The following is a 13,274-nucleotide window of genomic DNA, read 5'->3' as shown; positions in this document are numbered from 1 at the left end:
CCGGCGGACCAGCCGCGCCGTTCCAGGGGAGGTTCTGTGCAGGCCGGAGACCCCGGTCACATTTCCGCGCAGTCCGGCAGGCGCAGGATCCGGGCCGTGTCCGCCTCCGCGACGACTTCCGAACCGGGCACCTCGAGGTCGTCCAGCCGCTGATAGTCGCCGGACGCCTGGTACGGGCGGGAGTCCTGGTACAGGTACCGCACGCCGAGGTCCTCCAGCGCCGCACAGACCTCCGGGTCGGAGAGGTCGTCCAGACCGTCCATGATGGTCTGCTGGGCCGGGGACCACACCTGCCCGGCGATCGGGAACACCACCGGCACCCCGCGCAGTCCGTACAACAGCGGTGCACCGGAGAACGGGCTGCCGAGCACCGCGGCACCAGGCTCGAGGTCCAGGTCGGCGAGCATCTCCAACTCGGCGGCAGTCACGAACCGGGGCACGCCGGTGGCAGCCGGGTCGTAGAGCTTCGCGGTGCGCTCGGCCTTGTACACCGACGACGCGACAATCGCCGCGGCGAGCAGCACCACGAGGGCGCCGGCCGCGATCGCCCGGCTGCGTTCGGCCGGCCACCGGCGGGCAGCCGCGGCGCCCGCGTGCACCAGGGCGCCGACGGCCAGCACCACGGTCACCATTGCGGTGACCACGCTCACCCGCGCGGGGCTCGTGTACCAGAGCGCGGAGACCCCGGTCGGTCCGCCCATGGCGGCATCGACGTACAGCAGCCACACCACCGCGAGCATGCCTGCCGACCACGGCGCGCCACGACGCCACGCCAGCACCGCGCCGTACGGGGCCCCGATGACCACCGCTGCGGTCACCACGTGCGGCCACAGCTCGTACCAGCCGATCAGGACCGCCCCGACGGCGGCGCCGGGGCCGTCTGGTTCGTCACCGACGTAGCCGGTCACGGCGCCGGCCAGTGGGGATTTGACGAATGCGAGCGCGCCACCCACGGTGAGCACGGCCACCACAGCGGGCAGCACGACGGCCGCCGGGCGTCGTCCCGAGGCCCACGCCGTGCGGGATATCCGGTCCACGGCGACCACGGCCACCGGCAACGCCAGGGCCGCGAGGGCGAGGAAGGCGTTCGGGTGGGTCAGCCCCAGGCCGACGGCTCCGGCGGCGAGGACCACCACACCGGCGGCGTGCTGCTGCCAGCCGATGGTCACCCCGCCCGGGCCCGGGGAACCGGCTGGATCGACGCCGGACCCGAACCGAGCCGTCGCCGAGACGCCGGCCCGTTCCAGGACGCCGATCCCGAACGCGAGCACGCCGGGGGTCATCGCGAGCGCCGCCGCGTTCGGCAGGTGCCCCCACCCGACCCACAGGCTCATCGGGGTGGCCGTGATCAGCCCGGCGGCGAAACCCACCAGGGCCGGTGCGGGCGGCAGCTGCGGCCACACGCGGCGCGCCAGCGCCGCGCAGCCCAAGACCCACGCCGGACCGGCGGTGAGCGTCCCGGCAAGGTTCAGCACCGCCGTCGGGCTGGACAGCGGCAACAGGGACGCGAAGGCGTGCCACCCGGCCGGGTAGACGTGTGCCTGTCCGGTCCCGTAGGACAGGGCGCCGACGGTCAGCGACGATGCCGACCGGGTCTCCTCGATGAGTCGCAGTGCGCTCAGGTGATAGACGGCGTCCCAGCGTTGCAGCAGGGAGTCCACGCCGCCGGCTCCGACGGCGACCGGCACCACCGCGAGGATGAGGCCGGCCGCCAGGCCGACGACCAGGACCGTCTTGAACCTCCGGGCGCCAGGCACGTGCTCGGGGGTGAGCACGATGCCGAGGGCACGCAGCACCAGGGCCGCGCCGAACGTGGCGGCAAGGCCGATCGTGGCCGGCACCAGACCCCAGTCCTTCCCGGCGAACCGGGTCAGGATCGCCGTCAGGGACAGGGCCGCGATCGTCACCGGCGGAGCCAGCGCGGCGAGGCTCAGCCCGCGCAGGCCGACGAGGCGCAGGGTGAGGACCCCGGGGGCGTACAGCAGCAGGATCCCGAATCCGAACACTGCCAGCGCGAGGAAGGCGTTGGTGGTGGGCACGTGGTCAGGGCCGCCGCTCTGCGGGGTCGGTCCCGGTGGGGGTCGGCCCGGGGGCCGGCTCAAGGGCGGGCGGCGGTGCCGAATCGATGGTCTCGGTCGGGCCGGTCGGGTAGCCGGCCTGCTCCAGGCGCACCTTGGCGAGGGCGATCTCGCGGGTCAGCGCCGTGACCTGCCGGTCCATCATCTTCATCCGCCGGTACATCGTGGCCACGTAGGAGAGGAACGCGATGACGAGGGCGTAGAGCACGAGGTCGGTACCTCGGCCGACCCCGACCAGGCGGGCGAGCTGGCTCAGGAACGTCGGGTACAGGATCGCCGAGGCAGCCACCAGCACGAAGCCGACCAACAGCACCCGGCGCACCGCCTGGTGGCGTGCGTCCGCGGTGGATCGGGTCAGCGTCACCGCCACGACGGCGACGCCCACGAGCAGGATCAGCTGGATCCAGATCTTCTCCATGGCGCCTACCTCCTCACTTGACGACAGCTCACTTGAACACCAGGTCGACGAGGATGTTGACCGAGTTCAGGACGGACTGTCCCTTGCCCTTGGAGTATTCCGTGTACAGCACGTGCACGGGGTACTCACGCCAGGGCAGCCGCGTCCGACCCAACTGGAGGACGATCTCGCTGGCGTGCGCCATCCGGTTCTGGATGAGGTTCACCCGAGCGGCCGCGTCCCGGCGGATCACCCGCAGGCCGTTGTGGGCGTCGGTCAGGCGCAGCCCGGTGCTCTGGTTCGTCACCCACACGGCCGTCTTCAGGATGACCTTCTTCAGGAAACCGGCCTTCGTGCGGTCGTCGAGGAACCGTGAGCCGAACACGATCGCCAGGTCCTCCTCGCGGGCCAGGGCAACCATCGCCTCGGCGTCGGAGACCTGATGCTGGCCGTCCGCGTCGAAGGTGACCAGGTAGGCGGCGTCGGTCTGCGTGACCACGTAGGAGATGCCGGTCTGCAGGGCGGCACCCTGGCCCAGGTTGGTGGCGTGATGGACCACCAGCGCGCCCGCCGCGCGGGCCGCGGCCGCGGAGGAGTCCGTGGAGCCGTCGTCCACGCAGACGATGTTGGCGAACGTCGGCAGGGCCGCCCGGATCACGTCGCCGATCACGGTGGCCTCGTTGTACAACGGCACCACGAGCCAGGTGTCGTCGTTCGCGCGCATGCGGACATTGTGGCAGGGCCGCGACATCCGCCCAGCCCACGACTCAACGTTCTCCGCGCGTGGTTCGTCACAGGGGGTGGGGACGGGGATCGTGCCGGGGGCCGCGGAGGGCGGCCCTCGGCGCGGCGCCGAAGGTGCGCCGACCGCGCTTCTGGCACTCTGGACCCGAACCATCCCGTCATTGTGAGGTAGCTCATGCGCCCGGCCCGTCGTCGTACCTTGTCCGCAATCGTGGCAACCACCTCCACCTCCCTGGTCCTGGCACTCCTGGTCGGCGCACCCGCCCAGGCCGAACCCGACGACGCACCGGCCGACCAGCCGGCCGTCGAATCGGAAGACGTCCCGAGCGCCGAGGAGATCACCGCTGAGGTCTCCGACGACGCCCATCCGGTGGAGTCGGAGGTGGATCTCGTGACGTTCGCTCCGGCGGAGGAGAGTGACACGGCGGAGTCCGGTGGCGCCGTAGGGACCGACGAGGCGGCCACGAGCGACGAGCCTGCTGAGACCGATGAGGCGGCGCCGTTCGGGATCCAGTCGCAGGGCCTCACCGACGCCGAGGACGGCACCGACGACACGGTCGGAGGAGCTGAGGAGCTGACAGCGACCGACGGTGGCCAGACGCAGGCCCCGGAGAGTGAGGCACCGGCGGCAACCGAGGAGCCCGAGTCCACCGAGGAGCCGGAGACGACCGAGGCTCCGGCGGACGAGCCGACCGAGGCTCCCGAGACAGACTCCCCGGAGTCCACCGACACCGTCGTGATCGCCGCGGCCGACACCCCCGAGCTCGCCGTCGTCGGCGTGACCTGGGACGCCGGGGCGCCGGCCGACCTCGCCGTCGACGTGCGCACTCTGACCACCGACGGCTGGACGGAGTGGGAGGAGCTGGAGATCGACAACCGGCTCGCCGACGAGGACCTGACCGACCGTCAGGGCACCGAACCGCTCGCCGTCGTGGACGCGAGCCAGATCGAGGTCAGGCTCACGACCGCCGAGGCCGCGCCCACCGGTGCGAACCTCTCCGTCATCGACCCGGGCACCTCCACGGCCGACTCGGCTCCCGTGACCGCCGCCGCCATGTCCACGACCGCGACGGCGCGGCCGACGATCTACTCGCGAGCCCAGTGGGGCGCCGACGAGAGCATCCGGACCTGGGCACCGGAAGTGGGCCGAGTCACGGGGATCGATATCCACCACACTGCGGGCGTGAACGGCTACTCGTCCAGCCAGGTGCCCTCGATCCTGCGTGGCATCTACGCCTACCACGCGGAGGAATGGGGCCGGGACTGGGGGGACATCGGCTACAACGTCCTCGTCGACCGGTTCGGCCGAGCCTGGGAGGGACGCTACGGCGGCCTCGACCAGGCGATCATCGGCGCCCACGCCACGGGACTCAACGGCAACATGGCCGGCATCTCCCTGATCGGGAACTACGACACGGTTGCCGTGCCCACCGCGCTGTTCGACATGGTCGCCCGGGTGGCCGCGTGGAAGCTGTCGATCCACGGCACCACCCCGCACGGTACGACGACGTTCGACGGGAACACCTGGAACCGAATTGTGGGGCACCGGGACGCGAAACAGACGACCTGCCCCGGGCAGTACATGTATTCGCGGTTGGATGAGTTGAAGAATCGGATCGCGGCGTATCAGGGCTCGTTCTCGGACCGCGAGCTGAACAGGGACCTGGACGGGGACGGAGCCGCAGATCTTGTGGTGCGGCAGGGGACCAACGTCTCTCTCATGTCCACCGCGCCAACACTGGACTGGACCGTCGAGCGGATCGGCCATGGCTGGACACCATCGCGCACGACCATCGCCGGCGACTGGAACGGCGACGGCACGGTCGACATGATGCTGCGAACCGCCGACGGCAGCCTGCTCCTGTATGCAGGACGCCCCGACGGCAGCGTGAGCAACGGCGTCCGAGTCGGTTGGGGGTGGACCGCGTTCAACCTCCTCATCGGGGGTGACGATTGGAATGGGGACGGGCACCTCGACCTCCTGGCCCGGCACACGAACGGCACTCTGTGGCTCTACGCCTCTGACGGGCGGGGCAACTTCCACAGAGGTGTTCAGATCGGTTCCGGTTGGAACGGTATGGAGTCCATCTCGATGGCCGATGGATTCATCGGTGGTCGACCCACGATCCTCGGTGTCCACGGTTCGAACGGGCACCTCTATGCATACTCCTCCAACGGCCGCGGTGCGATAACTGGGACTGTGACTGTGAGTTCATCCTGGAACGGCGTGACGGCCACCGCTGGGGTCGCCGACCTGACCGGTGACGGCCGGTCCGACCTGGTCGCTGTCTCGCAGGCCGGCGAACTCCTGATCTATCCAGGCAGCGGCACCGGTACTGTCCGGCCGCGAGGCGTCCTCGACACGGGCTGGAACGGCACCACGATGATCCTGGATGCCGGTGCTCGATCCGCGGGCAGAATCTTCTATCGGTTGGACACCGGCGGGGTGCTGTACCGCGCCACGTACGGAGCGGTAGCGCCCGGATACGCCGAACTCACACCCACCGGGATCACCGTGGCCGCCAGTGACCTGGACGTGGTGCCCGTGGGCGACTGGAACGGAGATGGTCGGGCGGACCTGGTCGTCCGCCGCGCGAGCGGCGCTCTGATGCTCCACCTCGGCACCGGTGGCGGACGCTTCGCCGCCACCGGTACCCAGATCGGCAATGGGTGGCAGAGCTTCGACGCGATCGTCGGGGCGGGCAACTGGCGCGGTGATGGACTGCCGGGCATCGTGGCGTACAGCCGCGCCGACGCCAAGGCCTGGCTCTACTCGGCGACCCCGACCGGCACGTTCAGCCCGAGCGTCCTCGTCATGACGAACGCACCGAGCATCTACCAACTTGCCAACGTGGGCCAATGGAACGGTGCCGGTGCCGTGGACCTGATCGCCCGCGCTGGGACGCGGTTGCACTTCTACAACGGAACGGGCGCAGGCTTGGCGGTCGGACCGACCGAGATCGGTTCCGGCTGGGGCTCGTTCAACTCGCTCGTGGGGGTGAACGACGTCACATCCGACGGGGTCTCGGACCTCGTCGCGGTAACCACGTCCGGCCAGATCATGCTGTATCCCGGCAACGGTCTCGGCCGATTCCTGTCGGGACGACTGGTCGGGACGGTGCCGAGCGGTGCCGAGGTGAGTTGAGCCGCCGGTCCGGGGTAGCGATGGTCAGCCGGATCTTCGCACCGGAGGTCTCCGCTGCGTCGTTCCGGCTCTCCGCACTTGCGGCGGCGCTCGCCGAGGCCGTGGACGTCACGGTTCTGACGGTCATTCCACCGGAGGGCGCCGACCTGACCGACCCGGGTGGGACGCCAAGACTGCGGGTGCTCCGGTGGCCCGTGCGGCGCGACCGCACCGGGTACGTGCGTGGGTACCTGGAGTACATGAGCTTCGACCTCCCACTGCTGGTCCGCCTAGCATTGACACCGCGACCAGAGGTGGTGGTGGTCGAGCCGCCACCGACCACCGGCGCAGTGGTTCGTCTCGTGTGCGCACTGCGTCGGATCCCGTACGTGTACAATGCGGCGGACGTCTGGTCCGACGCCACCGAGTCGACCGGAGCGCCCCGGCTCGTGGTGGGGGTTGTGCGCGCTCTTGAGCGATCGGTGCTGCGGGGCGCGCGGGCCGTGCTGTCCGTGTCCGACGGCGTCACCGCCCGGGTGCGCGAGCTTGGCGCCCGCGAGGTGGTCACCGTGGGGAATGGCGTGGACACCACCGTGTTCACGCCCGAGGGCGAGTCCCGGGGCGAGGGCAGGTTCCTGTTGTACGCCGGCACGGCGTCGGAGTGGCAGGGCGCCGACATCTTCGTTCGGGCGATGCCGCAAGTGCTGGAGCAGCACCCTGATGCGCGCCTGGTGTTCCTTGGGCAGGGAAGTTCATGGCCGAGGTTGCAGGATCTGGCGCGCGACCTCGCGCCCAGGTCGGTTGACTTCCACTTGCTTGCACCCCCGGCGGAGTCTGCTGCGTGGCTGCGGGGGGCACGGGCCGCCGTCGTGTCGCTGCGACCTGGGCAGAAATACGACTTCGCGTTCCCGACAAAGGTGCTCGCCGCGCTGGGCACGGGCACGCCGGTGGTGTACGCAGGCCCGGGGGAAGCAGGCGAACTCCTCGAGAGCGAGGGAATGGGCTGGCGCTGCCGATATGACGTCGACGCCGTGGCTGAGGCGATGATCGCCGCACTGGACCACCAGCCCCCGGACAACGAGGGGAGCCGTCTAGCCCGCTGGGTCGAAGCCAATCGCTCCCTGCGAGCCGTGGCGCGCCGGAGCGCGGACGTTGTCCTGAGTGCGGGCGGAGCAGCGGCCGGCTGAGCTAGGAGGTCGCGAGGGCCGAGGTGATGGCCTCGCCGAGGACGTCCGCCATCGAGGCGCTGAAGGTCGCGGTCAGGTGGTGGTCGTCCCGGTACACGAGGATGTTCTGCTGGATGACAGGACAAGTGTCCGTGCAGAAGCGGTCCGTGAGGTCTGCATACGCGCCGCCAGCGGCCGTTGTCGCGGCCCGCTCCTCGGCGGCGTACTCGTCATTGATCGCGTCGGCCCGCAGCGGATCGCAGGCCCCATAGTCGTCCATGTTGGTGGACAGGCAAGCGACGGGGGCGACCTCGAAGTTCGGCGTGTCCGCGACCACCAGGACGGTGGTGACAACCGACAGTCTTCGGACGGTCGCGGTGATACCGGCGCTCCACTCCGGCAGCGGCACTTGGGCCGCCGTGCCCCGAGGGAGGCCGGACATCACCACGATGTCCGGCGGGTCCGCCTCGATCCTGGTGAGGACGCCCTCGCGCCAGGTTGCACACTCCGGATACGGCTCGGTCATGTAGTCGTCGGACACATGGTAGGCCGGGCAGCCACTCTTGGTGTGAGAGGTGACGTACATGTCCCCGCGCGCCGCGAGGGCTTCCAAAGCCGGGTGCCAGTTCGCCGCATGGGAGTCCCCGAACAGAGCGACGTCGAGTTGTGCCGATTGCGAGCCACTCGTGCACCCGACCGGAGCGGTCCCTGGAACCGGCAGGTGACAACCGGTGCCGTACGTGCTCGGTTGGTCGGCACCGGCCTCCTCGAGAGACGGCGTCAGGTCATTCGGCACACCCTGGCGTCCGACCTGTGTGACCGCGTGGCCAACGGCGGTGACCTGACCCGTTTTCACGCCCTCGGAGCCGAGGATCCGGTTCCCGGCGACGCAGGTCATCGCCAGGACAAGGCCCATGGCCACCACCCTGAGGATCGCACCGGTGCGGGTCCCCATCAACCTCCGGACGTCGACGGTCACTGGGCCACCCTATGCGGAGCGAACCCTGAGATCGTGTCACCGGAGCGACCAGACGGCCGTAAATTGCGTGCGAAGGACTCCCGAAAGCGCGTCCGCTGCCACGCAGGCGCCCCGGGTGCCGGAGCCTCCCCGGCATGTGTTCGTGCGATGGAGCCGTGCCGGCGTTCTAGGCTGGCGTCCCGAGGGTCCGTTGGTGCGGACTCCGATGCTCAGGTTCGGAGAAGGAGGCGGAGGTGAGGCATGGCCGCCCTGTGGCGCATCGTTCGTGACCTGCTCGCCGTGCTGCCGCGCGGGAGTTCTCGCTTCATCGTGACCTTCGCCGCACTGTCCGCGGCGCTGTCCATCCTCGACGTGGCGGCCCTAGGCCTGCTCGCGATCACCATGGCCCCGATGATCTCCGGCACCAAGCTGACCGTCCCGGTCCTCGATTGGACGCTCAGCGAGCCCGCCGACTTTCGGAACATGCTCGTGATCGTCGGGGCTCTGATCATCGCCAAGAGCGTGTGCGCGATCACCCTGCAGTACTTCGCCACCCGCCGGTTCGCCCGGTTCGAACAGGACCTCGGCAGCCAGCTCCTCAACGCGTTCTTCGAGTCACCGTGGACGGACCGCCTCGGGCGCAACTCCACGGATCTGGTCCGCTCCACGGACGTTGGGGTCGCCACCACCGTTTCCGGTGTCCTCATTCCGGCCGCCATGCTGTCCGGCGAGATCTTCACGTTCGTGGCCGTGCTGATGGTTCTCATCATCGCCCAGCCGGTGATCGCACTCGTGGCCATCGCGTACTTCGGCATCATCGGTGCGTTCCTGTACCTGTGGGTGCTCCGCAAGGCCGTGGAGGCCGGCCGCGTGAACCGGAACTACTCCACCCGTTCGGTCCGCCTGGTCAGCGAGATGGTGCACTCGCTCAAGGAGATCACCCTGCGCGGCAAGGGGCCCGAGGTGGCGGGCGTTGTGCGGAAAGTGCGTCTGAAGAGCTCGCAGGCCCGGGCGAACATGTCGTTCCTGGGCGTGGTGCCCCGCTACGTCCTCGAGGCCGGCCTCATCGGCGGCCTCGCGATCGGGGGCGGCGTCGGATATCTGCAGGACGGAGTCACGGGTGCCCTCAGCGCGGTCGCACTCTTCGGGGTGGCCGGGTTCCGGATCGTGCCGTCACTGACCCGATTCCAGTCGATCATGGCGCAGACCGGCGCCTCGATGCCGTTCGCCCAGCAGGTCCTCGACGAGATCCGCAAGGGCGATCAGCGCCGCGAGGGGAGGCCCGCCGCGGGTACGACCGCACCGATCCCCGCCGAGGCGGACCGACTCAGACTTGACGATGTGAGTTTCACCTACCCGAGCGGATCGACCGAGGCAGTCCGCGGGGTGAGCATGACGCTCCCGTTCGGGAGCTCATTGGCGCTCGTCGGTGCTTCGGGCTCGGGCAAGTCGACGCTTGTAGACCTGATGCTCGGTCTGCTCGAGCCGAGTTCGGGGCAGATCCTGGTCGGGCGGACCCCGATGGGCACCGTGCTCGACGACTGGCGATCCCGCGTGGGCTACGTGCCGCAGGAGGTCTCCCTGTTCGACTCCACCGTGGCGCAGAACGTGGCGCTGACATGGATCCCGGAGCAGGTGGACTCCGACCGGGTCCGCCGCGCGCTGGCCCGGGCGCAGATCCTTGACGTGATCGAGGCGCGCGAGGGCGGGATCCACGCCCGGATCGGCGAGCGCGGGCTGAACCTGTCCGGTGGCCAGCGGCAGCGGATCGGTATCGCACGGGCCCTGTACAACGATCCCCTCGTGCTGATCATGGACGAGGCCACCAGCGCCCTGGACACCTCCACCGAGGCGGCCGTGACCTCGGCGATCCGCGAACTGCGCGGCGACGTCACGATGGTCGTGGTCGCACACCGGCTCGCCACGATCCGGCACAGCGACATCGTGTGCTTCATGCGCGACGGGGAGCTCGTGGCACACGGCACGTTCGACGAGGTCGTCGCCGCCGAGGCGGACTTCGCCCAGCAGGCTGCTCTGGCCGGCCTGACCGGGGAGATCGAGCCACAGTGACGGCGCAGGACCTGCGGGTCGACGGCCGGCCCGCCCGCGTCGCCGTGCTCGTCTACAACGATGCGCACGCCGACTCCCGGGTGCTCAAGACCGCGGCGAGCCTGCACGCGGCCGGTGCAGTCGTGAAGATCTTTGCAGTGGCCCGGTCCCGCTCGGGCTACCCGGTCACGACCGAACGACTCGAGACCGGCGTGGAACTCGAGCGCCTGCCCGAGTTCGAGCTGGCCCGCTCCGCGCCGTGGTTGGCCGGTGCCCATCGCTGGGTGATGGCGCGGGTGAACCGCCTCGCCGAACGTGGCGAGGTACGCCCGGCAGAGGAGGCCGACGACGCCCTCGCGGCCGAGAGCGATGAGGCTTCTGCGACGGAGGTCCCCACGGCACGCGGCCCGTCTAGCACGGAGAGCACGATCGCGCCGGAATCTGCGTTCGCGGGGGCGCAGCCGCCGCTGGTTGAACCGACTGAGACCGCGCATTTGCGCGCCCGGGCGTTCGCTACGGTCTTCGATCTCTGGCTCAAGGTCTATCGGACCGTCAGTCTCGCCGTGTACTGGGCGGGGGCCGTCGGAGCCGTACCGCGCTGGCGACCGGACATCGTCCACGCCAACGACGGCAACACACTCGCTCCAGCGATGGTGATCGCCCGTCGCACCGGCGCACGCATGATCTACGACGCCCACGAACTGTGGCGCCATCGCAACGTCCGCAAGCGTCCGGTGGCACCCCACGTGGAGCATCTGATCGAGCGCCTCGCCATCCGCCGCGCCGCAGGGGTCATCACCGTGTCCCCGAGCATCGCCAGGTGGCTCCAGCGCACCTACGGACTGGACCGCTTCCCGGTGCTCGTCCGGAATATCCCCGCGGGCCGTGACCGGCCGAACGCGGCCGGCACCGGCCGTCTCCGTGACCTCGCCGGACTACCCGCGGACACCAAGGTCATCGCATACAGCGGCCGGCTCACGACGAACCGCGGTATCGAGGAGACGATCGAGGCCCTGACCCTGATGGACCGCGACGTCCACCTCGCGCTTCTCGGGTACGGCGAACCCGACTACGTCGAACCACTCGCCGCGCGCGCCCGCACAGCAGGGCTTGGCGATCGGGTCCATTTCGTCGGTAGGGTCCCGTCCGCCGAGGTCGCGGACGCGCTGGCCGACGGCGACCTTGCCGTCGTGTACGTGCGACCCACCTGCCTGAGCTACTACTACTCGCTGCCGAACAAGCTGTTCGAGTCGATCCACGCAGGCCTGCCGATCGCCGCCGCGGATCTCCCGGACACCGCAGGCATCGTCAATGAGTACGCCGTCGGCGTCGTCTTCGACTCTGACCGGCCCGAGGATCTCGCGGCGGCGATGACGAAGGTGCTCGCGAACCCCGAGCGGTACCGGGCGGCCTCGCGAGCAGCCGCCACCGACCTCAGTTGGGAACATGAGGTCGAGCACCTGCTCGGCCTCTATCGGCGCATCCTACAGGCGGGGCCGTGAGCCGACCGTCGCTCCTGATCATTGCCTTCTCGCCCATCCACGAGGACGCGCGGGTCCTCAAGCAGGTTCGTCTGTTCACGCAGACCTACGACGTGACCACGGTCGGGTACGGGCCTGCGCCCGACGGCGTTGCGGCCCACCATGAGATCCCCTCGCACCTGGTCGCCTGGCACAAGGACCGCCGTGCCCTCATCCTGCGCCACTATGGCGCCGTGCAGCGCACCAACGCGGTCATCGCGCACCTGCGGTCAGTTCTGCCGACGGGGGGCCACGACGTGGTCCTCGCCAACGACGCCGACACCGTGCCGCTGGCGCTGAGCCTGCGCCCGCGAGCCGGGGTGCACGTGGACCTGCACGAGTACGCACCCCGTGAGAACGAGGAGTCCTGGCGCTGGCGGCTGTTCGTGGCCCCCTACTACCGCTGGCTCTGCCGGGAGTACGTCGCTCGGGCGGCGTCGGTGACCACCGTGGGACAGGGACTGGCCGATGAGTACCTGCGGGAGTTCGGCATCGACGCGACCGTGGTGCCGAACGCCACCCCGTTCCACGACCTTGAGCCGACCCCGGTGCACACGCCACTGCGTCTCGTGCATTCCGGCAACGCCCGCCGCAACCGCGACCTCGGGCTGATGATCGATGCCGTGCGGTTGACACGGGCCGATGTGACGCTCGACCTGTACCTGATGCCGAACGACCCGACATACCTCGCAGAGATCCGGGCGCAGGCAGCGGGGGTGCCCGGCGTCACCGTGCACGACCCGGTGCCTTATGCCGATCTGGTCCGGACACTGAACGACTACGACGTCGGGGTGTTCGTGCTGCCGCCCGTCACGTTCAACTACGAGTGGACCCTGCCGAACAAGTTCTTCGACTACGTCCAGGCCCGCGTCGGGATCATGGTCGGACCATCGCCCGAGATGGCGGCGCTCGTGCGCGAGCACTCTCTGGGTGCGGTTACGGAGGGCTTCAACCCGCGTTCGTTGGCCGATGCGCTGGAGGGCCTCGATGAACGGCTGATCCGCGACTGGAAGTGGGCGTCGCATGGAGCCGCATCGGAGCTCTCCGCGGGCACTCAGGTGAGCGCATGGGAGTCTGCTCTGGCGTGCCTGACCCGGTCGGTGCAGTGACCTGGTGACGCACCCAACACCGTGAACGAGCGGGCCGGTGGCCGGCGTGGTAATGGACCGATTCGGCAGCACCTAGGATGACAATCGTTTCACTGAGACAACGGGGCGTGAACTGTGGCATTTGTACCG

At 69.6% G+C, this 13,274-nt stretch carries 9 protein-coding genes; 5 read left to right on the top strand and 4 right to left on the bottom strand.

Annotation, left to right across the window (positions count from 1 at the left end):
* Positions 1-56: 56 nt before the first annotated feature.
* From KCQ71_RS09955 to KCQ71_RS09945, 3 genes are read right to left on the bottom strand one after another with little or no spacing between them, the layout of a single operon-like run.
* Entirely contained in the window at positions 57-2,039 is a 1,983-nt protein-coding gene (locus tag KCQ71_RS09955; protein ID WP_223405363.1) for a DUF6541 family protein, read from the bottom strand.
* 4 nt (positions 2,040-2,043) lie between these two features.
* Positions 2,044-2,496: a DUF2304 domain-containing protein gene (locus tag KCQ71_RS09950; protein WP_223405361.1), complete on the bottom strand. Its 453-nt coding sequence runs from the start codon at positions 2,494-2,496 to the stop codon at positions 2,044-2,046.
* 28 nt (positions 2,497-2,524) lie between these two features.
* Positions 2,525-3,199 (bottom strand): glycosyltransferase family 2 protein, encoded by a 675-nt coding sequence (locus KCQ71_RS09945; protein ID WP_223405359.1) that lies wholly within the window; start codon positions 3,197-3,199, stop codon positions 2,525-2,527.
* 231 nt (positions 3,200-3,430) lie between these two features.
* Between KCQ71_RS09945 and KCQ71_RS09940 the strand changes: the two genes are divergently transcribed.
* Both KCQ71_RS09940 and KCQ71_RS09935 read left to right on the top strand, forming a co-directional pair.
* A complete protein-coding gene (locus tag KCQ71_RS09940) occupies positions 3,431-6,364 on the top strand; it encodes an FG-GAP-like repeat-containing protein (RefSeq protein ID WP_223405357.1) in 2,934 nt (977 codons plus the stop codon).
* Positions 6,361-7,530, top strand: coding sequence for a glycosyltransferase (locus KCQ71_RS09935; RefSeq protein ID WP_223405355.1), 1,170 nt, complete (start codon positions 6,361-6,363; stop codon positions 7,528-7,530). Before KCQ71_RS09940 ends, KCQ71_RS09935 begins: the two co-directional genes overlap by 4 nt.
* A gap of 1 nt (position 7,531) precedes the next feature.
* On the opposite strand, the gene KCQ71_RS09930 is transcribed toward KCQ71_RS09935, so the two are convergent.
* Positions 7,532-8,488: an SGNH hydrolase domain-containing protein gene (locus tag KCQ71_RS09930; protein WP_223405353.1), complete on the bottom strand. Its 957-nt coding sequence runs from the start codon at positions 8,486-8,488 to the stop codon at positions 7,532-7,534.
* Between the two features lie 240 nt (positions 8,489-8,728).
* Between KCQ71_RS09930 and KCQ71_RS09925 the strand changes: the two genes are divergently transcribed.
* The 3 genes from KCQ71_RS09925 to KCQ71_RS09915 are packed head-to-tail and all read left to right on the top strand — an operon-like array spanning position 8,729 to position 13,145.
* The gene (locus KCQ71_RS09925) at positions 8,729-10,537 is read left to right on the top strand and encodes an ABC transporter ATP-binding protein (protein WP_223405351.1); all 1,809 of its coding nucleotides are present in this window, start codon (positions 8,729-8,731) and stop codon (positions 10,535-10,537) included.
* Complete coding sequence (locus KCQ71_RS09920; RefSeq protein WP_223405349.1) at positions 10,534-12,018, top strand: glycosyltransferase; 1,485 nt, start codon at positions 10,534-10,536, stop codon at positions 12,016-12,018. The genes KCQ71_RS09925 and KCQ71_RS09920 overlap by 4 nt, the downstream gene beginning before the upstream one ends.
* On the top strand, positions 12,015-13,145 hold the full coding sequence (locus KCQ71_RS09915; RefSeq protein WP_223405347.1) for a glycosyltransferase family protein: 1,131 nt from the start codon (positions 12,015-12,017) through the stop codon (positions 13,143-13,145). The genes KCQ71_RS09920 and KCQ71_RS09915 overlap by 4 nt, the downstream gene beginning before the upstream one ends.
* The last annotated feature ends 129 nt before the right edge of the window (positions 13,146-13,274 follow it).

It is taken from the genome of Occultella gossypii (assembly GCF_019947135.1).
GTDB classification, from domain to species: domain Bacteria; phylum Actinomycetota; class Actinomycetes; order Actinomycetales; family Beutenbergiaceae; genus Occultella; species Occultella gossypii.
The sequence above is the reverse complement of the archived record's forward strand: the minus strand, read 5'-3'. Positions and strand labels throughout refer to the sequence as shown.